Annotated in this window: 18 protein-coding genes; 12 read left to right on the top strand and 6 right to left on the bottom strand. The window is 43.9% G+C overall.

Translation table 11 applies throughout. The annotated features are described in order from the left end of the window. Positions 1-255 precede the first annotated feature (255 nt). From dinG to rsmS, 4 genes are read left to right on the top strand one after another with little or no spacing between them, the layout of a single operon-like run. A complete protein-coding gene (dinG, locus tag AACR11_RS12510) occupies positions 256-2331 on the top strand; it encodes an ATP-dependent DNA helicase DinG (RefSeq protein WP_029788996.1) in 2076 nt (691 codons plus the stop codon). Positions 2332-2345: 14 nt separating this feature from the next. After that, complete coding sequence (locus tag AACR11_RS12505) at positions 2346-3131, top strand: sulfite exporter TauE/SafE family protein (protein WP_005449856.1); 786 nt, start codon at positions 2346-2348, stop codon at positions 3129-3131. Continuing rightward, on the top strand, positions 3128-3670 hold the full coding sequence (locus tag AACR11_RS12500) for a primosomal replication protein (RefSeq protein ID WP_017188325.1): 543 nt from the start codon (positions 3128-3130) through the stop codon (positions 3668-3670). The genes AACR11_RS12505 and AACR11_RS12500 overlap by 4 nt, the downstream gene beginning before the upstream one ends. A gap of 2 nt (positions 3671-3672) precedes the next feature. Further along, positions 3673-3837 (top strand): pleiotropic regulatory protein RsmS, encoded by a 165-nt coding sequence (gene rsmS, locus AACR11_RS12495; protein ID WP_029788995.1) that lies wholly within the window; start codon positions 3673-3675, stop codon positions 3835-3837. 63 nt (positions 3838-3900) lie between these two features. On the opposite strand, the gene AACR11_RS12490 is transcribed toward rsmS, so the two are convergent. Continuing rightward, positions 3901-6018: a methyl-accepting chemotaxis protein gene (locus tag AACR11_RS12490; RefSeq protein WP_029788994.1), complete on the bottom strand. Its 2118-nt coding sequence runs from the start codon at positions 6016-6018 to the stop codon at positions 3901-3903. 177 nt (positions 6019-6195) lie between these two features. Between AACR11_RS12490 and xthA the strand changes: the two genes are divergently transcribed. Continuing rightward, on the top strand, positions 6196-7002 hold the full coding sequence (gene xthA / locus AACR11_RS12485; protein WP_009698305.1) for an exodeoxyribonuclease III: 807 nt from the start codon (positions 6196-6198) through the stop codon (positions 7000-7002). A 366-nt stretch (positions 7003-7368) separates the two neighbouring features. Here xthA and AACR11_RS12480 read toward each other — a convergent pair whose 3' ends face one another. The 5 genes from AACR11_RS12480 to AACR11_RS12460 form a co-directional block, all read right to left on the bottom strand. Next, positions 7369-8046 (bottom strand): ABC transporter permease, encoded by a 678-nt coding sequence (locus tag AACR11_RS12480; RefSeq protein WP_005446711.1) that lies wholly within the window; start codon positions 8044-8046, stop codon positions 7369-7371. A gap of 3 nt (positions 8047-8049) precedes the next feature. Further along, positions 8050-8790, bottom strand: a complete 741-nt coding sequence (locus tag AACR11_RS12475) for an ABC transporter permease (protein ID WP_017819029.1) — start codon at positions 8788-8790, stop codon at positions 8050-8052. An 81-nt stretch (positions 8791-8871) separates the two neighbouring features. After that, positions 8872-9642, bottom strand: coding sequence for an ABC transporter substrate-binding protein (locus AACR11_RS12470; protein ID WP_009698306.1), 771 nt, complete (start codon positions 9640-9642; stop codon positions 8872-8874). Positions 9643-9721: 79 nt separating this feature from the next. Next, a complete protein-coding gene (locus AACR11_RS12465) occupies positions 9722-10492 on the bottom strand; it encodes an ABC transporter ATP-binding protein (RefSeq protein WP_005446708.1) in 771 nt (256 codons plus the stop codon). 238 nt (positions 10493-10730) lie between these two features. Next, a complete protein-coding gene (locus AACR11_RS12460) occupies positions 10731-12197 on the bottom strand; it encodes a hypothetical protein (RefSeq protein WP_029790259.1) in 1467 nt (488 codons plus the stop codon). A 457-nt stretch (positions 12198-12654) separates the two neighbouring features. Between AACR11_RS12460 and AACR11_RS12455 the strand changes: the two genes are divergently transcribed. The 7 genes from AACR11_RS12455 to AACR11_RS12425 all read left to right on the top strand — a co-directional run bounded on the left by AACR11_RS12455 (position 12655) and on the right by AACR11_RS12425 (position 22728). Further along, positions 12655-14202, top strand: coding sequence for a DUF3360 family protein (locus tag AACR11_RS12455; RefSeq protein WP_005446706.1), 1548 nt, complete (start codon positions 12655-12657; stop codon positions 14200-14202). A gap of 306 nt (positions 14203-14508) precedes the next feature. Then, positions 14509-16785: a formate C-acetyltransferase gene (gene pflB, locus AACR11_RS12450; RefSeq protein WP_005446705.1), complete on the top strand. Its 2277-nt coding sequence runs from the start codon at positions 14509-14511 to the stop codon at positions 16783-16785. A gap of 152 nt (positions 16786-16937) precedes the next feature. Next, positions 16938-17915: a lipid A deacylase LpxR family protein gene (locus AACR11_RS12445; protein WP_017819026.1), complete on the top strand. Its 978-nt coding sequence runs from the start codon at positions 16938-16940 to the stop codon at positions 17913-17915. Between the two features lie 144 nt (positions 17916-18059). Continuing rightward, positions 18060-18800: a pyruvate formate lyase 1-activating protein gene (gene pflA, locus AACR11_RS12440; RefSeq protein ID WP_029790260.1), complete on the top strand. Its 741-nt coding sequence runs from the start codon at positions 18060-18062 to the stop codon at positions 18798-18800. A gap of 179 nt (positions 18801-18979) precedes the next feature. Further along, entirely contained in the window at positions 18980-19645 is a 666-nt protein-coding gene (locus AACR11_RS12435; protein ID WP_029790261.1) for an energy-coupling factor ABC transporter permease, read from the top strand. A 158-nt stretch (positions 19646-19803) separates the two neighbouring features. Then, complete coding sequence (locus AACR11_RS12430) at positions 19804-20304, top strand: YfbU family protein (RefSeq protein ID WP_005431701.1); 501 nt, start codon at positions 19804-19806, stop codon at positions 20302-20304. A 489-nt stretch (positions 20305-20793) separates the two neighbouring features. Then, the gene (locus tag AACR11_RS12425; protein ID WP_005431706.1) at positions 20794-22728 is read left to right on the top strand and encodes a PrkA family serine protein kinase; all 1935 of its coding nucleotides are present in this window, start codon (positions 20794-20796) and stop codon (positions 22726-22728) included. Positions 22729-22759 lie beyond the last annotated feature (31 nt).

The raw sequence follows: 22759 nt of genomic DNA, 5'->3' as shown, positions 1-22759 counted from the left end.
TTAGCAAAAGATAAACAAAAGAGATAAACAACCTTACAACAACAAAAAACCGAATTAATTCAGAATAAAATTCTGGTCAAATGGTATTTTTGAAGCTTTATATTTTTCACCTAATGAAATTATTTTCATTTAGATTGAGTTCAATATTTTTTTGTGAACAAGATCTACATTCCACATAAAAGCATTCCGTTTTGTGAACTACAGTACAACTAGTGATGTGTGCTACTATGCGCGCCCCACGCGTTTGAGGCACTTATGCTAACTAGTAACATCCAAAAATCGATCAGAACCAGCTACCAGAACTTACAAGCTCAACTGGATAACTTTGTACCTCGAAGAGCGCAAAATTACCTAGTCGCAGAGATTGCTAAGACGTTGTGCGGGCAATACCACAAATCGAATAGAATGCTTGTTGCAGAAGCAGGAACAGGGATCGGTAAGTCATTGTCATATCTGATGGCGGTTATTCCCGTGGCAGTCTATAACAACCGAAAAGTCGTGATTTCGACTGCAACAGTCGCGTTGCAAGAACAGTTGGTGAATAAAGATCTCCCATTATTTCGTCGTATTACCGACCGAGAGTTTTCTTTTATTCTGGCAAAAGGGCGCCAACGTTATTGCTGCGCGGAGAAACTCGCAACGGCAAGTGGTGTCGATGGCGGACAACTTGCCATGTTTGAGACTAAGCCAAAAAAGAAAGACATTGATTTGTTGGAAACCATGTACCGTTCTCTTGCTCAAGGCAAATGGGATGGCGACCGCGACTCCTGGCCAAAACCTATTGATGACCATATCTGGCAATTGATTGTCAGTGACAAGCACAGCTGTAATAACAGCCTACCAGCTCATCGTAACTGCCCTTTCCAAAAAGCACGTTCAGAACTGGATAAAAATGATGTCATCATCGCAAACCATTCATTAGTAATGGCAGACGCCGATCTGGGTGGTGGCGTAATTCTGCCCGAGCCGGAAAATACTATTTATGTCTTTGATGAGGCGCATCATCTTCCGCACGTCGCACGAGACCACGCTTCCGCATCTGCAAGCTTAAAAGGAGCGGCAGCTTGGTTAGAAAAACTCAATCAGTCCACCAGCAAATTCTCATCATTGGCAGACGAGAAACGCGTCGCACGCTTTCGCAATGACTTGCAGGAGTCGGTACAAGAACTCATTCCCGCGCTTAGCCAATTAACAAAGCAATTTGACCCAAACCAATTTGAAGAAAACATCTATCGCTTTGAACATGGCGAACTTCCAACTTGGTTAGAAAATCAATCTAAAGATTTAAAACAGCTCAGTAAAAAAGCAAACCAAAGTGTCGCGAAAATTGCGGATTTGATTGCTGAGCGAGTAAAAGACGGGGAACTTTCTTCAAGGTTAGCAGAGCCAGCTCTGGCTGAATTGGGGTTCTACATTCAGCGCTTAGAAAATCTTGCTCAAGTTTGGAACTTGATGGCAGAGCCAACACGAGAAAAAGGGGCACCGTTAGCAAGGTGGCTTGAGAAGCACCCAGATCGTGAAGGTGACTATATTGTGAGCGTTTCGCCTTTGGAAATCGGCTGGCAACTTGATCAACAAATCTGGAGTCGTTGTATCGGTGCGGTATTAGTCTCTGCTACGATGCGTGCACTGAATTCATTCCATTATTTTTGCCATCAAGTGGGAGTAGACGCAAAACCTGAGTCAGGTACGCAGTTTTTAGCCTTGGCGTCACCGTTTGATTATCAGAACCAAGCGGAGCTTTTAATCCCTGCGATGAAGTATGAACCTCAAGCGCCACAGTTTACCGAATATCTTATTGAAATTTTGCCTAAGTATTTAGAAGACAACAAAGCGAACTTGGTATTATTCTCGTCATATTGGCAGATGAACCAAGTCGCAGATGCTCTAAGTGCTGATTTTGTAAAACGAGGCTGGGCACTGCAAGTACAAGGCGAAAGTTCACGTGCAGAAATTCTAAAAAAACATAAAAAGCTCGTCGACCAACAGAAAACCAGTATTCTCTTTGGCACGGGTAGCTTCTCGGAAGGTCTTGATTTACCAGGAGAGCTATTGGAAAACTTGGTCATTACTAAGATTCCTTTTGGTGTCCCTACCTCACCCGTAGAGCAAGCGCACTCAGAGTACATAGAAAAGAAAGGGGGCAACCCATTCATGCAAATTACTGTGCCTGATGCGAGCAAAAAACTGATTCAAAGTGTCGGTCGTTTACTGCGCAAAGAGCGCGATTCTGGTAGAGTGACCATCCTTGATAGACGTTTGATAACAAAACGCTACGGGCAAGCCTTAATTGACTCGTTGCCGCCATTTAAACGCAAGATAGAATATTAGAAGAATAACGATTTATGGAAATGATTGAGCCAACCATGCTGTTGGTTTTGGCGCTCGTCGCTTTTGTTGCTGGATTTATCGATGCGGTTGCAGGCGGTGGCGGTATGCTCACCGTCCCTGCCTTATTGTCGTTGGGACTCCCTCCGCACATTGCATTGGGCACAAATAAACTGGCAGCATCGTTTGCCTCTTCTACTGCCGCTTTCACATACTACAAGAAGCGTTTGTTTAAACCACAATGCTGGGGACGAGCGTTTGTGGCGACTCTTGTTGGTGCCACGCTCGGCACATTGTTTGTCGACGCAATCAGTACTGAATGGCTAGAGAAGGTTTTACCTCTCATTATTCTTGCTGCCGCGATGTATACCGTGTTCCATAAAGCTCCACAATCGACTCACCAGAGCCCGACACCCGAACCATGCCCAATGTTGAATAAAAAGCAGTATCTGCAAGGATTCTCAATCGGCTTCTACGATGGTCTAGCCGGACCAGGGACTGGCGCATTTTGGACTGTAAGCTCAATGGCGCTTTATCGGTTGAACATCTTGCTCGCTTCCGGGTTAGCAAAGGCGATGAACTTTACTAGCAACTTCACTTCTCTTGTCACTTTTGCTGTTTTGGGTCATATAAATTGGGTGCTAGGATTAACAATGGGCGTATGTTTAATGGCAGGCGCATTTGTTGGGGCTCACTCTGCAATCCGCTTTGGTTCTAAATTTATTCGCCCTGTGTTTGTTTCTGTTGTCAGCGTATTAGCAATTAAACTCGCTTATGATGCGTGGTTTGTAGGCTTATCATGAACATCAAACAGCTTTCCAATGGTCTAGAACAAATGTCTGAGAAAGCGGCTTCACTTGACCATCAGCGAGGTCACCATGAGGCAATGCTGTTTGATGAACGTCTATTTCGCTGCCGCTCTCGTTTGTTAGTTCCTTGTGTCAATGAAGCAAGAGCGACATTAAACGACATCATCAAGGAGCAAAAAGAAGGTGAGTTAAATGCACAACGAGCAGAATATCTGACTGACCGATTGGTTGCCCAAATCACGGCAATTCAACGCGAAATTTCTATCGCCGAGATACCTAAAGCAAAGCCTAAGAAATCCGCTCGACAAGACAAGTCCCTTGATGCACTAAAACAAGAAGTCGCGCAGCATAAAGAATGGGCTCGTCGCTTGCGCGAGATGGTTATAGAAAAACAACAAATAGTTTCCATTGCTCCGGCTCATTTACGCACCGAAGCGCAGAAAGCTGTATTAACCGCAAAACAACGACTGATTCGCTGTGAAGCAGCATTAAGCGAGCTAGAAAAGCAAGTAATCCAAAGAGAGAACAATTGAGCATGTCTGAAGAATCGAAATCACCACTGGATGATGCCCCAGAAGAGATCAAGCTAGCTGTCGATATAATTTACTTGCTAGAAACGAATGAAATCGATCCTAAAATAGCGCTAAAAGCGATTAAGATCGTACAAAGCGATCTTGAAAATAAGATCAAAGCAAGCTGATAGACAACAAAGAGGCGCGATTTCGCTCCTCTTTGTTTAAGCTGAGTTTACGTTGATACCACGCTATACTTTGAATTGAGACATTAAGGTTTGCTGTTGTTCAGAAAGTGAGGTCATCTCGATACCTGCATTTTCCGACGTTTGCGCTTGATTAAGGATTTCTCTGCTCAGATCGCGAATGTTCGCCACACTTTGATTCACCTCATTAGAGACAGATTGCTGCTCTTCTGCCGCTTTTACTATCTGATTATTCATATCACTTATCGCAGCAATTGACTCAAATACTTTCTGTAATTCCTCTACCGCCATATTCACCTGTTGAGAAGAGGATTGCGCACTTTGATTCCCTTCTGTAATGGACTCAACAACCGCTTGCGTGCCCTTTTGAACATTAGCAATGACATCTCGAATTTCACCCACCGAACTTTGAGTTCGACTTGCTAAGCTCCTTACCTCATCAGCCACCACAGCGAAACCACGACCTTGTTCACCAGCTCGTGCGGCTTCTATTGCTGCATTGAGAGCTAACAAGTTGGTTTGCTCAGAAATGCCTTCAATAACAGAAAGAATTTCGGTAATGCTGGCGTTGTTCTTCGCTAGCTCTTCTACAACCGGGACGGCATTCATCATGGTCAATAATAGTTTTTGCATCTGAGCTTCAGACGCCAAGATCACTTTCTGACCGTTTTCTGCAGATTCACTCGCCTCACCAGCCGCCTTTACCGCAACTTCGGCATTTTGTACCACCAACGCCGCTGTTTGCGTCATTTCTTCAGCAGCAGTCGCGACTAAATCAACTTCTTTAAACTGCGAATCACTGCTATTTCGAGTAACGGCTACAACGTGTTTTGCATGTTCGGTCTTATCTGCAATTTGTCGAGATGTTTCTGCGACTTCTTTAATCGTTAATTGCAAACGCTCAAGAAATCGATTGAACGCCCTCGCAAGTTGACCAATTTCATCGTCTGTTTTAACTTCCAAACGCTGAGTTAAGTCTCCTTCCCCTGTCGAAATATCTTCCAAACGAGCGACAACTTCTCGAATCGGCTTCACTAAGGTCTTAGCCAGCAGTCCGGTTGTAATCAGTCCAACAACGACAAGTGCGACACCAACACTTAATTCAATAATAACGCCGTCTTGCATCTTATTGGTAATCAAAGCGTCTAACTGATCCGCATCAGCAAGCACTGCAGAACGAGGCATTTCAAAGATCACACCCCACGTTTGATTCGCTATTTGGATAGGCGAAAAGACCGTCATCCACTCACCAGAGGCATCCCATTCAACCTTGGCTTCACCGCCAAACAATAAATCAGTGAGATTGTCATTAGAAATGGTGGAACTCGAAAAAGGCTGTCCAGGGGAATCAGTGTTACTATCTGAAGCTAACAAAGTTCCATCGAGACTGATCATTGATACCTTTCCAGCCCCAGCGAACAAGCTTTGATCAGAATTAATCGCAATGCTCGCTAACTGGTCTAATCGTAACTCTATACCCAAGAAGCCAATCGGCATACTCTCCACAATGAGTGGAATGGAGATCGATGTTGTTAAGAAGGAACCAGCATCGTTGGTGTTAACCCGCGGCGATGCAATGCAGGTTTGACCAGACGAGAGCGGACAGTAAAAGCGCTCAGCATTGTCGTTCTCATTCAAGGCTTGCTCACTTATCGTACTCGCTAACACGTTTTCACCATTGCTCGCTTTGGACCAATAGGTCGCAAACCGACCGACTTCATTAGAACCGACGTAATCGGCACTTCGATAGTTGGCATCTTCACTGTCGAGCATGTCTGGGTTAAACACCAGATAAGCCGCTTGTATCGTGTCAAAGCGTAGCACTGCCTGACGAATCATTTCATTCAGAGCGGAGCGAAGATCTTCACTACTGCCAAAATTCTCTTCCGAGTTGGTTTTAAAAAACAGCGCATTTGCTGCCAACATTTCAGCGCGGTAAGTCGCTTCATTGAGATACTCAGACACTTCCGTCGCGTTTAATAACGCTCGTGTCTGTAGGAGTTGTTCAGATTTTTCGATAACAGAAGAGCTAGTTTCTCGCTGCAACAACTTTTGGTTACCGAGCGCGTTGTAGACCGAAAAACCAATTAAAGATAAAGAAGTGACGAGCAGGCAAAGCCCGGAGAGTAATGTAATTTTCCACTGCACAGATATGGTTCGCATACAACATCCTTATTCAAGCAAACTCATTTTTGAGACTCATTAAACCATACGCGGGCACAATAGCAATTACATATTTAACAATTCTTTAAACTTATTCCGTTTACATGAGAACCATTTTCAGCTTGCCTTTGCAATGGTAACATCATGCTCAAACACGCCCTCTGAGAAGGATAAAAAATGAAAGTAATTAGCTTTAACATCAATGGACTTCGTGCGCGTCTGCATCAACTCCAAGCCCTCATCGACAAGCACCAACCTGACGTGATTGGTCTGCAGGAAATCAAAGTTCACGACGAAGCCTTCCCTATCGACGATGTAGAAGCAATGGGATACAAAGTTTACTTTCACGGTCAAAAAGCCCATTACGGTGTGGCAATGCTATGTAAACAAGAGCCTATCAGCGTTCAAAAAGGTTTCCCAACCGATAATGAAGAACACCAAAAGCGCATGATCATGGCGACGTTTGAAGATGAAAACGGTGAAAAAGTGACGGTTCTTAACGGTTATTTCCCGCAAGGCGATAACGTTGCTCACGAAACTAAGTATCCATACAAGCGTCAGTTCTACAAAGACTTGATGACTTACCTCAACGATCACCACACTAACGATGAGCAGCTGATTGTCATGGGCGACATCAATATCAGCCCAATCGACGCGGACATCGGTATCGGCGAACCAAACCGTAAACGTTGGCTGAAAACGGGTAAATGTTCTTTCCAACCAGAAGAGCGTGAGTGGTTGCAAACGCTTCTAGATTGGGGCTTTGAAGATACTTTCCGTAACTTACACCCTGAAGTCGATGACCGCTTCTCGTGGTTTGATTACCGTTCGCGTGGCTTCGATGATAACCGTGGTCTTCGTATTGATGTTATTTTGGCAACACCATCACTCGCGGAAAAATGCATAGAATCCGATATTGACTATGAGTTACGAGGCATTGAAAAACCTTCAGATCACGCGCCAATCTGGTCAACCTTCAAGTAGTTCTTACTAGGGTCTGTTGACCTTTTGAGCTGATTTTTGCAGCAGTTTGTGGGTTCTTTATACAAGGCAGAGGCTTTGAAATGTAGTTGCCCTACCTGATAAGCCGATAACGCAGTAGAAAGGAGCCACAAACGCTGCCCGAAGGGTTCGGCTAAAAGCGTTTTACTCTTTGTTGAGAGGATTTTGCTTAGAATAACTAGGCTACAAACCTCTCGCCGCGATTAAAACGCTTTTATCTCGAACAAAATTTAACCGCAAAAGGTCAACAGACCCTAACATCGACGAGAAATAAAAAAGAGCGCCAACAAGCGCTCTTTTTTGATGTTTGTATTGTCCTACATGAAGTGGAATGAACAACCCATCTTGTTAGCTCAATGGTCTTAGGTACGCCAAGAAGCGCTTCTCTGCCACTTTGAAGCACCACAAAATAATAAATGTCAGCGCCATGTAGAAGAGTCCCGCTGTCAAGAATGACTCAAATGGTGCGTAGTATCTTGAGTTCACCAAACGTGCTGCACCTGTCAGATCCATAATGGTGATGATGCCGGCGACCGCACTGCCATGAAGCATGAAGATAACCTCATTCGAGTAGGCAGGTAACGCGCGACGCAAAGCACTTGGAAGAATAATGCGACGGTAAGTCATAAACGTACTCATACCGTATGCCTTAGCTGCCTCTACCTCTCCCTTCGGCAAGCCATTGATTGCCCCGCGAATAATTTCAGCAGTATAAGCGGACGTGTTGAGAACAAACGCCACCAGCGCACAAAACCATGCGTTTTCCCAAAGCGTGTCTTTTACCGGAAAAAACTGGTCCATGCCGTAGTAGATCAGATACAGCTGCACCAACAAAGGAGTGCCTCGGAAAAAGTAAATAAACGCCCATGAAGGCAGGCTTAGTGCGTAGTTTGCACTATTACGTGCAATCGCAAGAGGAATCGATACGGCTAACCCAATCACCAGTGCTAACGCAACAAGCCATACCGTCGTCCACAATCCATCTAGGTAGACCGGGAAACTTTCAATTATCAATGAAAAATCCATGGTTTACCTCGCGTGAATACTAAATTTGCGTTCAACCAACTTAAGTAAGCCTGTTGAAACACTGGTAAAGAACAAGAAGATGATTGCAACCGCCATGTAAAAAGTGAATGGCATTTTGGTTGTACCCGCAGCCAACGAGCTAATGCGCACCATATCTTCCAGACCAATGATGGATACTAACGCGGTCGTTTTCAGTAGAACCAACCAGTTGTTACCAAAGCCTGGTAAAGCATGTCGGATCATTTGAGGCAATAGAATTCTTCGGAACGACATTATCGGGCTCATGCCATAAGCTTTTGCGGCTTCTAGTTCACCCTTGTCTACCGCCATGATAGCGCCACGAAACGTCTCTGCCATGTATGCACCGAAGATAAACCCAATGGTTAAAACGCCAGCAATAAAGGGGCTGACATCGATGTAATCTGGCAAATACGAAGTCCACTCATGATTTGGGTCACTTGCAGTAAACCATTCATTGAGTGTTTCATTGATCGAGTAAAGGCTATTGTTAAGTAGAATTTGACCACCAAAGAAGATAAGCATCATCAGAACTAAATCAGGGATGCCACGAATGATGGTGGTGTAAAGCGTCGCAACTGCTCTTGCCCACTTATACGGTGCCAACTTCGCCAATGCACCCAGCATTCCGAGAATGACCGCTAAAAGTAAAGAAAGTATTGCGACTTCGATGGTTACTAGAGCCCCTTTTAAGATCGAGGCTTCATATCCTTGTAGATCCAGCATAGGTGAGTTCCTAATCCCTAAACTCAAAAGATCGACCGTTGGTTACTTCTAGGAACAAGCCAACGGTCGCTTAATTACAGCTTATTCGCCGTAAACGTCGTAGTTAAAGTATTTACCTGCGATTTCTTGATAAACACCTTTTTCACGTAGTGACAAAATAGCTGCATCGAGCTTTTTCGTTAGATCCTTATCTTGCTTACGAACTGCAATACCAAAACCATCACCAAACCACTTAGGATCCGTTAGTGAAGGACCAACAAATTCATAAGCATCGCCACCAGCTTTGTTTAAAACACCCTCTTCTAGTGCAGACGCATCACCAAGCACTGCCGCAACACGACCGTTTGCAAGATCTAGGTACGCTTCGTCAAATGATCCGTAACGCACGATTTCAACTTTGTCGCCATAGTTATCTGTCAGGTATTTGTCGTGAGTCGTTGCACGCTGCACGGCAATTTTTTGACCATCAAGGTTATCAAAATCTAGGTTTGCACCTTTCTTAGCGATGAACTTGTTTGGAATCAGCGCGTATTTTCCTGTGAAGTCGACTTTCTTCTTACGTTCTTCAGTGATCGACATTGCAGCAATAATCGCATCGTATTTACGAGCAAGTAGAGAAGGAATAATTCCATCCCAATCTTGAGCAACGATCTGACACTTCACTTTCATCTCTTCACAAAGTGCGTTCGCCATATCCACGTCGAAGCCTTTTAGAGAGCCGTCCGTTTCTGTCCAGCTAAACGGAGGGTAAGCGCCTTCAATACCAAAGCGAACGGTTTTCCATTCTTTCGCTTGAGCGACACCAGACACTGCTGTTGCAGCAAGCGTTGCTGCTAATAACCACTTTTTCATTTCCATACTCCTGTGATTGCTTTTATTTGGTTTTGATTGTTGTGCTTATGGGTGGCAAAAGACTGCCACCCAAGAAATATTAGTAGATAGATGAGATAAATTGCTGTAATCGTTCTGAATCTGGGTTTGTAAATAGCTTAGCTGGATCTCCCTGTTCTTCCACTAAGCCTTGATGTAAAAACATCACATGGTTAGATACGTCACGCGCAAATGCCATTTCATGGGTAACAACCAACATCGTTCGCCCTTCATCTGCCAAATCTCGCATTACTCCTAACACCTCACCAACCAACTCAGGATCGAGTGCTGAGGTCGGCTCATCGAACAACATCACTTCTGGATCAACAGCAAGAGCACGAGCAATAGCAGCACGTTGTTGTTGACCTCCGGATAGATGTCCAGGGTAGTAATCTTTACGTTCGTACAATCCCACTTTTTTCAAAAGCAGTTCAGCGTTTTCGATGGCTTGAGCTTTCGGTACGCCAAGCACATGAACTGGTGCTTCAATCACATTTTCTAGAACGGTTAGATGTGACCAAAGATTAAAGCCTTGAAACACCATGGCTAAACGAGAGCGAATGCGCTGAACTTGTTTCTCATTAGCTGGAACTGACTCTCCTGCTCGGTTGTTCTTCATCTGGATAAGTTCACCATTTACCCAAATTTCACCGGCGGTCGGAGTTTCAAGAAGGTTAATACATCTAAGGAAGGTACTCTTACCTGAACCGGAAGAGCCGATGATGGAGATAACATCACCTTTATGAGCGGCAAGTGAAATGCCTTTCAAGACTTCATTTTGTCCAAATGTTTTGTGCAGGTCTTTTATATCTAGCGCTGGTACATCATTCATGCGCCTTACTCCCTGTGTTTTTGTCACTGCAATTAAGGGACTCCGCCCTCTTTGAATTGGAACAAACTATCACCACCCATCGCAAGTTGCAACAAATTATTAACCTAAATAATTCGAATAGATAGATACAACAATCAAATGAATATGCAATTTTTAGCAATATATTCTTTTAATGCTGAATATTAGACGTAAAAAAGCCCCTCACAGGAGGGGCTCTTTTTTGTAAAAATGTTAATTATTACTTAATCAACACCATAAAGTCAGACTTCTGAGCATTCGTATTGACCTTCTCAGAATCAACTTCACTGATCACAAGACCATCGTGATCCACTTTAAGATCGGTCACATCACCATGAGAGAAAAGAGAAACAAAGTCATAGCTATTTAGGTTTGCTTCAGCAGACTCCACGACAATAGATTGTGAGTAATCACTGGTAGAAGAAACTTTCAAATCTTGCTTCACACTGTCATCGAATGTGTAGTAGTACAATTCCGGAACAACGACATCACTCTCTAAAGTTGTAAATATCTTGTGTGTTACTCGGTGTAGTGTTCCAGAGTTAGACTCTGCACGATATGCGAGGCGGCTAAAGCCTTTATCTTGGTCATTGAAAGCAAAACCAGTATCAATCGTTGAACCTCTCACCACATGCGCTGCAGGCAGAGCATTTAGGTTGTAGTAAGCGCTTGGATCAATTGAGATATCCCATTTTGCGTCCTGGTACATCTTTTGGTTCAGCGCAACTGTCCAACCATTGATCGGTTTTTCAGCTGCAACACTGTAAGTCCAAGTTTCCGTTTTAGGTTCAAGCGGGTGGTAGAACTTCGTCGTTGACATAGGTAACTCTGCAACTTCGTAGTTGTAATCACCAACCAGTACACTGATGTCTAAAGTGTCATATTTAAAAGATGTTGGGTTCAGGATTGGTGAAGAACCAGTCATGCCAACCAACGGCAATGGTGATTCACTTGACCAATCGCGAATACCATATTGGTGCAGTTCTGTCTTCGCTGCGTCCGCATATTGCAGCACGACAGTCGATTCCATCTTCGAACCAATAGCTCTCACATCCAAAGAGTCAATGGAATAAGCAGGCTTAGACTCTTTAGCAACTTGAGATATAAAGTTGTACTCTAAGCCACCAGCTTCTGTTGCCACATAGTTAAGATCGGTTCGGGTAGTCTTATTAAAGTTACCATTTTTGTTACAAGCAGACACCGCCTCTCGATTCATCGAGAACGTTGAGTTTCTAAGGTTATTGTCCTGTAAAAAGTCTCGACTAAAGCTGTTTGCCGTAAATACGGTTCCAGAAGCATCAAGCAACTGATAAGTAAAGTAGCCATCCTCAGGAATGTCTTCTAGAATAAATTTTAAAGTAGTGCCTGATGGGTAGATAAAGTCGCCTTGACGGACACCATTCTTGTCAGAATAGAAACCAACAACCTTATCCCCTGTCAACTGTGCACTTACAGCTGGTTGATAAGTTAATACTTGATTGATGCCATTACCATCTACTCTACGCTCGTAAACAGTACAACTATCTTTTTGTGCGTTTGCTTCACTGATGACATTTGGGGCAGCAAAAGTAAAAGTGAATGTAGTTCTCGGTGTAGAACTGCCACCACCGCCACCGCCGCCGCCACCGCAACCGACCATTAATCCCGAAATGATTGCCACTAGCGGCAGTACTTTAAGCTGTTTCATGTCTTCTTCCTAAACTGAGCGGCAATGGTTAGCCAAAAAATCGTCTTTGCTCGGTACTAAGCAAGAATAAAGCCAGCTTTTAATATCACTCATGAATGATATCAATAAATATCGTTGAGTATTATTTCCGCAAAACCACATCTAATTTTATGCAACTTGTGTAATCGAATTACACACGAAACAACCAAGTTGTTCGCATGCCAGACACTTTCTGTAGTTTTCTTTCACATCTATTCTTAAAGTGATCTAAATCAATCACCCCAAAGGGCTATCTTGTTAGACTCCGCCCCAATGATGAGGAATTTTTTGTGCCTCAACACAACAAGTTATTAGCTATGCTTAGGCACGAGATATTCGTGTGACAAAATCTAATAATAGCTAGCATAGGACGTGCCGCAGGAAGCGGAAAAACACAATTCAATTTAGAATTCATAACTTTTAAATATATGAGGAATCTATGTCAGACGCAGTTAATAAAGCGCACTCTGATTCGGATATTGAGACTAAAAGCTACCGCGAGCTTCATCGTCCATCATCTGAGTTCGCAAGCCGTTCAGACTACCTAGACCACGAACTACAAATTATGAAGCCACGTCGATTTGGCTTGAACTTGCCAGGTCGTGACTTCCGCTTTGAGCTTGAAGACCTTGTTCCAGCACTTGCTGGTACTATCGGTATTATCGCAATGTACTCTGCGGTAATGATGTCTTGGGCTGAAGGTCTTACTGCAGCATGGGACCACGTCAACTTGGGCAAAGATTTTGCTATCGAAGTTGCACGTGTAGAAATGCTTATCCCTGCACTTCTTTTCTGTGTACTTGCTTCTGGTTTTATTAACCCTAAAGCCAACCTTGCAGGTAACCACGGTCCAATGATCCCTCTTATTGGTACCATCGCTCTTGCTGGTGCTCACCCTCTTGCATTGGCAATTCTAATCGGTGTATTCGGTCTTCTACTGAGTTTCCTAAAAGGCGGCTCCAAACTGGTGAACCTCACCTCGGAAGGTACAGCCGGTGGCTTGCTTATCTTCTTGGGTTTGACTGGTACCATGAGCCAGATTACTTCGATTCAAGAATGGGCAGTTGGTCTGCAATCTTCTACTGTTGAAGCTGGTAGCATGGGCTATGTTGGTCTGATCGTACTGGCAGTCACTATCGCACTATACGCATTCCTTGCAAAAGTGAACAAGCGTTGGCTTGCTATTCCGGTGTGTGCTTTCACTGGTCTTGCAATCGCTTTAGTACTAGGTGCAGGTTTCGATATTAAATTCGTCACTGAAACCGGTCTTCCTAACCTAAACCCTGTTTACTGGTGGGGCAGCACTGAAGAAGGTTGGATGCTAGGTCTTCCTAACATGGAACACTTCATCGCATCTCTACCATTTGCAATCCTTGCCGTGGCAATGTGGTCTCCTGACTTCCTAGGTCACCGTATCTTCCAAGAATTGAACTACCCTAAAAAGACAGAAAAAGTATTGATGGACGTAGATGACACAATGACAATGTGTTCTATCCGTCAGATGGTAGGTACAGCAGTAGGTGGTGGTAACATCACTTCATCTTGGGGTACTTACATGATCCCAGCAGCGATCGCAAAACGCCCTATCCCTGGCGGTGCAATCCTTCTTGGTCTTCTGGTAATGATCATTGCAATCCTTGGTTTCCCAATGGATATCGCAGTATGGCCACCAGTAATGCGTGTTGCTCTTCTTGTAGGTGTATCTCTACCTCTACTTGAAGCAGGTATGCAGATGGTGAAAGACTCGAAAGATTCTCAAGCAGCAGGTATCTGTATCTTTGGTTCTGCAGTCGTTAACCCAGTTCTTGCTTGGGCACTGACTATGCTGCTAGACAACAATGGTCTGATTGGTGATAAGGAGCGCGCTTCTCGTCTATCCTTTGTCGATAAGATTGTGATCCCTGTAGGTGTACTTGTTATCTGTTTAGTCGCTATGCTTGCAGTAGGTATGCTAGAAGGACAATATGGCATTAAAGCTTGGCTATAATGACAGTCGTTCAAAAATTGTGTGGGTAGCGCTCGTCGCTACCCAATTTTTATCGAGATTTTTTAGGATTTATTGATTTAGTTTAAGGTTTGCAAAATTTTTTTAGTGTAGCCTTGAATTGTGGTTGGGAAGAACCCACATTGTTAGCAGTGACAATATTTATAGTTTTATGACCCACTCTTTCTTATTTAAGACTATAAATATTGTTATTCATTAAGAGTGTACTGTTCTCCGTTTAACAGTGGAGATAGCTGGCTCAACGGCGAACCAGTACGTATTTTTTTCTACTACAAAGGTAGGTATGTCATGGCAGAGCAATTTGCTAAAGCTTGGGAAGGTTTTGCTGCAGGCGACTGGCAAAACGAAGTAAACGTTCGTGATTTCATTCAGAAGAACTACACTCCGTACGAAGGCGACGAATCTTTCCTAGTTTCTGAAGGTACTGAAGCGACTAACAAGCTTTGGGCTAAGGTAATGGAAGGTATCAAACAAGAGAACGCGACTCACGCTCCTGTTGATTTCGATACTTCAGTTATCTCTACCATCACTGCTCACGATGCAGGCTACATCGAAAAAGACCTAGAAACTATCGTAGGTCTACAAACTGAAGCTCCTCTTAAGCGTGCAATCATCCCTAACGGTGGTATCCGTATGGTTGAAGGTTCTTGCAAAGCTTACGATCGCGAGCTTGACCCACAAGTTAAGAAAATCTTCACAGAATACCGTAAAACGCACAACGCTGGCGTATTCGATATCTACACTCCAGATATCCTAGCATGTCGTAAATCAGGCGTTCTAACTGGTCTTCCAGATGCGTACGGTCGTGGTCGTATCATCGGTGACTACCGTCGTGTTGCTCTATACGGTATCGACCGTCTAATGCAAGACAAGCTAGCTCAATTCAAGTCTCTACAAGAGCGTTTTGAGAACGGTGAAGATCTACAGATGACTATGCAGCTTCGCGAAGAGATTGCTGAGCAGCACCGTGCACTTGGTCAAATGAAAGTTATGGCTGCGAAATACGGCTGTGACATCTCTCGTCCAGCTGAAACTGCACAAGAAGCTATCCAGTGGACTTACTTCGGTTACCTAGCAGCTGTTAAATCTCAAAACGGCGCAGCAATGTCTCTAGGTCGTACTTCTACTTTCCTAGATATCTACATCGAACGTGATATCGCTGAAGGTAAGATCACTGAAGTTGACGCACAGGAAATGATCGACCACTTCGTAATGAAACTACGTATGGTTCGTTTCCTACGTACTCCTGAGTACGATGATCTATTCTCTGGCGACCCAATCTGGGCAACAGAGTCTATGGGTGGTATGGGTCTTGACGGTCGTACGCTAGTTACACGTTCAAACTTCCGTTTCCTAAACTCTCTATACACAATGGGTCCTTCTCCAGAGCCAAACATCACTGTTCTTTGGTCTGAGCAACTACCTGAAGGCTTCAAGAAGTTCTGTGCAAAAGTATCTATCGATACTTCATCAATCCAGTACGAGAACGACGATCTAATGCGTCCAGACTTCGAGTCTGATGATTACGCAATCGCATGTTGTGTATCTCCAATGATCATTGGTAAGCACATGCAATTCTTCGGCGCTCGCGCTAACCTAGCTAAGACTCTTCTATACGTTATCAACGGCGGTGTGGATGAGAAACTGAAGATCCAAGTTGGTCCAGAGATGCCTAAGATCACTGACGAAGTTCTAGACTTCGACGATGTATGGGGCAAACTAGACCACTTCATGGATTGGCTAGCTAAGCAGTACGTGACTGCACTAAACAGCATCCACTTCATGCACGACAAGTACAGCTACGAAGCTGCGCTAATGGCTCTACATGACCGTGACGTTCGCCGTACTATGGCTTGTGGTATCGCAGGTCTATCTGTTGCAGCTGACTCACTATCTGCAATCAAATTCGCGAAAGTTAAACCAGTTCGTGACGAAGATGGCGTAGCGATCGACTTCGAAATCGAAGGCGACTACCCTAAATTCGGTAACAACGATGCTCGCGTAGATGACATCGCTTGTGAACTTGTTGAAGTGTTCATGAACAAGATTCGTCAGCTTAAGACTTACCGTGACGCAATCCCTACTCAGTCTATCCTAACTATCACTTCAAACGTGGTATACGGTAAGAAGACTGGTAACACGCCTGACGGTCGTCGCGCAGGTGCTCCTTTCGCACCTGGTGCTAACCCAATGCACGGTCGTGACGAAAAAGGTGCTGTAGCGTCTCTAACGTCTGTAGGTAAACTACCGTTTGCTCACGCTAAAGATGGTATCTCTTACACGTTCTCTATCGTACCTAACGCTCTAGGTAAAGATGAAGGTTCACAACGTGCTAACCTTGCTGGTCTAATGGATGGTTACTTCCACCATGAATCTGGCATCGAAGGTGGTCAACACCTAAACGTGAACGTTCTTAACCGCGAAACTCTAGAAGACGCTGTTAAGCACCCAGAGAAATACCCTCAGCTAACAATCCGTGTATCTGGTTACGCTGTACGCTTCAACTCTCTAACTGCAGAGCAACAAGCTGACGTAATCGCACGTACATTCACTGAGTCTCTATAAGACTGATTGAATTAGCACTTTAAGTGATAGAACAAAGGTCGATGCTGAAAAGCATCGACCTTTTTTTGTTTCTTGAACTAAAGTTGTGACATTACAAAAGATTTTGTCTGGGATCTTCCGTATGATGCGTAAAAAGCTTGCAAACATACACTATGAAACTCAGTAAATTATTCATCCTTGCGCTGCTATCACCGGCAGCAATCGCATCCACCAAATCCACAGTCTCTTTCACTCTCGATAACGATGGCATTTTTGGCGTTGACCAAGATTATACCAATGGTATTTTTCTCTCTTACGCGACTGAACAATTGCGTGAAGACGCAGAATGGAAATGGTTTACATTAAATGATTCTAGCCAAAGCAACGTCGATAAGATTGAATTAGTGCTTGGGCATAAAATGTACACGCCAAGTGACATCGAAGCCGACTACCCACTTATCAACGATCGTCCTTACGCTGGCTACTTACACACTGAAATCAACTATATCTCACTCACCGCTGATAAAGCTGTTCGCTACAATTTCACTATCGGCGCAACGGGCGAGAGCTCACTATCTGAAAAGGCGCAAGAGCTGGTTCATAGCATTACTGGTTCAACCGATCCACAAGGTTGGGATTACCAAATTGATGACGAGTTGGCATTTAGCGTCGGCTACCGAGCGTTCAACAAATTGATGCGTAGCGAAGGCAAAACGACACAGTGGGAAATCACCAACGTTAACGATATTAACGCAGGTAATTTCCGAAGTGACGTTTCACAAGGTGTCATGTTTCGTTGGGGTACTAACTTAGCCAACAGCATAGGTGCCGCAAACATCAGCGTTGAAAGTCCATTCCATGCCAGCATGTTAGCTAAGAGCACATCAAGTTGGTTCTTATTCACGGGCTTTGAAGGTCGTTACCGCTTTAACGATATCACTATTGAAGGCGACCGTTCAGGTCTACCAGAGCCATCAGACCAATATGATGTCACACTACAGAACTGGCAAGCGAGTGCCGTTGCAGGTGCGGCTTGGTACAACCAAAACTATGGCGCAAGCTTAACATTTACAGTGAAAACGCCAGACTATGAGGAAGCCCAAACTGACGTTTACGGTACAGGCTCTTTGTCTTTGTTCGCCTTCTTCTAAAGAAATCTCCCCATACGGCGTGTGAGTTTTCATTCGCCGTTGTCTTTGCTCAATATCTCGCCAACGAAAGCCCACTTAGACTGTTTTAACCCTGCAATTTGTAATAAAATAACGGTCAGAATTTATTAAAAATGAGAGCAAAAGATGTCAACAACTGGTCGTATTCACTCGTTTGAGTCATGTGGTACCGTAGACGGACCTGGTATCCGTTTTATCGTCTTCTTGCAGGGTTGCTTAATGCGTTGTAAGTATTGCCATAACCGCGATACATGGGACACGCATGATGGCAAGGAAGTTACGGTTGAAGAGATTATTGCTGAAGCAAAAACTTACCGTCACTTCATGAACGCATCAGGTGGTGGCATTACTTGTTCCGGTGGTGAAGCGATGCTTCAGCCTGAGTTCGTTCGTGACTTCTTCCGCGCTGCTCAAGCAGAAGGCATTCACACTTGTTTGGATACTAACGGCTACATCCGTAAACACACCGACGTGATCGATGAAGTGTTGGATGCGACTGACCTAGTCATGCTTGACCTAAAACACATGAAAGATGAGATTCACCAAGACTTCATTGGTGTGTCTAACCGTCGTGTTTTAGACTTTGCTCGTTATCTAAATAAAATTGGTCAAAAGACTTGGATTCGTTATGTGGTTGTTCCTGGCTACACGGACGAACCAGAAGCCGCTCATATGCTTGGTGAATTCATTAAAGATATGGATAACATTGAAAAAGTAGAGCTTCTGCCATACCACAAACTTGGCGCACACAAATGGGAGGCGCTTGGTGTTGAATATCCTCTTGATGGTGTAAATCCTCCATCTAAAGAAACTATGGACGAAATCCAGTCAATTCTTTCCCAATACCACTCAAATGTGAAATACTAAGTAGCATTAGGTTATTGAATAGATTAAAAATACCAGCAACTTGCTGGTATTTTTTTACCTATACGTAGGTATATGTGTCTAACAGACCAGCAGGTCTTGTGCCCTATCCAACTCATATTAGACGTATTAGGAATACGAAACCGTAAGTAAAGCTCATAGGAAAAGCGTTGGGAGAACACATGGATTGGTTTAATTTTGTTTCGATCATCATTATTTTCTGGGTCGTCGTCGTTTATTGTCTCCCCGATTGGCGAAGAGTCGTTTGGCCTAAAATGGAACAAGAAAAGCCATTCCAACATTTAGTCTTCGCGACACTTTTCTTGATTAGCGTTTTGTGGTCTGCCCAAGCAGGGGTAAAAGAAGGGTTACAAATTCATTTCCTTGCTTTAACCACGCTAACTATGATGTATGGTTGGCGCATGGCTTTTCTATTTTGCATCCCTGCGATGGTCGTCAACCACTTGATTCATGACATATCGTTGTTGATGTTGCCAAGCGCGCTGGTGCTCTCTGCACTGATTCCAATACTTATCAGTTACAGCATCTTTCTTCTGAGCTACCAGTACTTACCACGTAACATCTTCGTTTTCATTTTTGTGGCAGGATTCTTCAATGGTGCACTTACCGGCAGCCTCCACTTGCTGATCAATTCTTTTTACCACCTATCTGTGGGTCACTATGATTGGCAAACCATCCAGCACAATTACTTTGTGTTTGTTCCGTTAGTCGCTTTCCCTGAAGGTCTTCTTAATGGAATGGCTTTAGCGGTACTGACCGTTTTTAAGCCTGAGTGGCTGAGAGTTTTTTCAGACCGTGACTACATATACAACCATTATCACAAATAAGTTGTAACGCCCCATTCATACTGCATTTGTAAACTGGTTAAATTCGATAATTCTTGCCATTTTTCATATTAAATATGTGTTGAGATCATGTTTCACCTTCATCCGAAACGTTAACCTAAGCACATTAAAAATGTATTAGATTATTTAGTGAGGTCACCATGGAAATGTCAAACGCTCAACGTTTGATCCTATCAAACCAGTACAACCTAATGTCTCAACTTGATCCTAACAACGCGGCAAAATACAAGCGTCTACAGACTATTGTAGAGCGTGGTTACGAGCTACAAATGCGCGAGTTGAACAAAGATTTTGGCTGCATTACAGAAACCGAGTGTCGTGAAATCATCGACATCATGGAGATGTACCACGCAATGCAAGAATCAAACAAAATGCTGGATGACGAAGAGCGCGGTAAAGTCGACCAGCGTCGCCTTCAGTTCCTTGGCTTTGATATTGCGACAGAAGCACAACAAGTACACTATGTGCGCTTCCTAGTGGATTCAGAAGGTCTTTACCCTCAATTTGATAAAGCTGATCACCACTTCAATAGCCAAATGCCAATGTTAGACAAATACCGCCGCATGCTAAAAACCTGGCGCAACTGTCCTCGTCAATACCACCTATGTGCAAACGAGCTAGCACAAATCTTTAGTGCATAATTCAGCAAGTATTTGAAAAGGAGGGCAAAGGCTCTCCTTTTTTCTTTTCCCCTGTCACAAGTCAAGCTCATTCTATCAGCACAGTTTTATCTTTCATTCTCTAGACTTGTATACGAATCACTAATATCAGTGATTCAAAGCCAAATATCTGATTTCTATCACTCCTATTCACAACATAAATTTTTCAATCTCCAAACAGTGATTCAAATGTCACTTTTGCAATAAATTCATAATTGTTAAGCAAAATTGGAAATCCCCGACTAGGCTTAAAATGAGAAAGGGAGTGATTGAAAGGTACCTATCCATCGTTCTCCGTTGCAATGAAAAAGTGTCCATAAAGCAAAGTCTTTGGTGTTGTCTAGCTTACTTCCAGTACAAACCAAACGTGATAACAGGACGTATAACTTCATACAACGAAGGGCATATCAAAGGTGGATAAGCCTGCGTCAACGTTCGTCGGTAGACTGACTAGTTAAAGGGGAAAGCGACATGAGTATTTTCGACCACTATCAATCAAGATATGAAGCAGCAAAAGATGAAGAGATGTCGTTACAGGATTTCTTAGCCCTGTGTAAAGACGACAAAAGCGCTTACGCTAATGCTGCAGAACGCCTACTGATGGCTATCGGAGAGCCAGAAGTCATTGATACTGCTCAAGATCCAAGACTGAGCCGTATATTCTCGAACCGAGTCATCTCACGTTATGAAACCTTCAAAGACTTCTATGGTATGGAAGATGCGATTGAGCAGATTGTTTCTTATCTCAAACATGCCGCACAAGGTTTGGAAGAGCGTAAACAAATTCTGTACTTACTCGGTCCTGTTGGTGGTGGTAAGTCATCACTTGCCGAAAAGCTAAAAGCCCTAATGGAAAAAATGCCCGTTTATGTGCTTAGTGCGAACGGCGAACGAAGCCCAGTTAACGATCACCCTTTCTGTCTGTTCAATCCGACAGAAGATGGCGAGATCTTGAAGAAAGAATACGGCATCGAACATCGTTACCTAAGATCTATCATGTCACCGTGGGCAGCAAAACGTCTGCATGAATTTGGTGGTGATATCACCAAGTTCAAAGTGCTGAAAGTACGCCCTTCCATCCTCGACCAAGTGGCTATTGCTAAAACCGAGCCAGGCGATGAAAACAACCAAGACATTTCGTCCCTCGTTGGTAAAGTCGATATTCGTCAGTTAGAGCATTACTCACAAGACGACCCAGATGCCTACAGTTACTCTGGTGCGCTGTGTAAAGCGAACCAAGGTTTGATGGAATTCGTAGAGATGTTCAAGGCGCCAATCAAGGTGCTACACCCTCTATTAACCGCAACTCAAGAAGGCAACTTTAATGGTACCGAGGGACTGTCTGCGATTCCATTCGACGGTATGATTCTGGCTCACTCGAACGAATCTGAGTGGCAAACCTTCCGCAACAATAAGAACAATGAGGCGTTCTTAGACCGTGTGTACATAGTGAAAGTACCTTACTGCTTACGTGTGTCGGAAGAAGTGAAGATCTACCAGAAACTGCTTGAAAACAGTGAGCTTTCTAAAGCACCTTGCTCACCAAGTACGCTCGAAACTCTGGCACAATTTAGTATTCTTTCGCGACTTAAAGAGCCTGAGAACTCGTCCATCTTCTCTAAGATGCGAGTGTACGATGGTGAAACACTGAAAGACACCGATCCGAAAGCGAAGAGCTACCAAGAGTACCGTGACTACGCAGGCGTTGACGAGGGTATGAACGGTCTATCAACTCGTTTCGCCTTCAAAATCCTATCTCGCGTGTTCAACTTCGACCAAACGGAGGTGGCGGCCAACCCTGTTCACCTGTTCTATGTTATTGAACAGCAAGTAGAACGTGAGCAGTTCCCTTCAGAAATGGCAGAGAAGTACCTTGAATTCTTGAAAGGCTATCTAGTGCCTCGTTATGTCGAGTTCATTGGTAAAGAAGTTCAAACTGCATACCTAGAGTCTTACTCTGAGTACGGTCAGAATATCTTCGACCGTTACGTCACCTATGCAGACTTCTGGATCCAAGACCAAGAATATCGCGATCCAGAAACAGGCCAACTGTTCGACCGTGCTTCTCTAAATGCTGAATTAGAGAAGATCGAGAAAACAGCGGGCATCTCTAACCCGAAAGATTTCCGAAACGAAATCGTAAACTTTGTGCTTCGTGCGAAAGCCAATAACAATGGTCAAAACCCAGTTTGGACCAGCTACGAAAAACTGCGCACGGTAATCGAGAAAAAAATGTTCTCCAATACCGAAGAGCTGCTTCCGGTTATCTCATTCAATGCGAAAACGTCTTCTGAAGATCAGAAGAAACACGACGACTTTGTCGCTCGCATGATGGAAAAAGGCTACACCGAGAAACAGGTTCGCCTACTTTCTGAGTGGTACCTACGAGTACGTAAGTCATCCTAACCAGTTTGAGTTAGGTCGCTTGTGAAACATG

The sequence above is a fragment of the Vibrio sp. L85 genome (assembly GCF_963871815.1).
GTDB classification, from domain to species: Bacteria; Pseudomonadota; Gammaproteobacteria; order Enterobacterales; family Vibrionaceae; genus Vibrio; species Vibrio harveyi.
The sequence above is the reverse complement of the archived record's forward strand: the minus strand, read 5'-3'. Positions and strand labels throughout refer to the sequence as shown.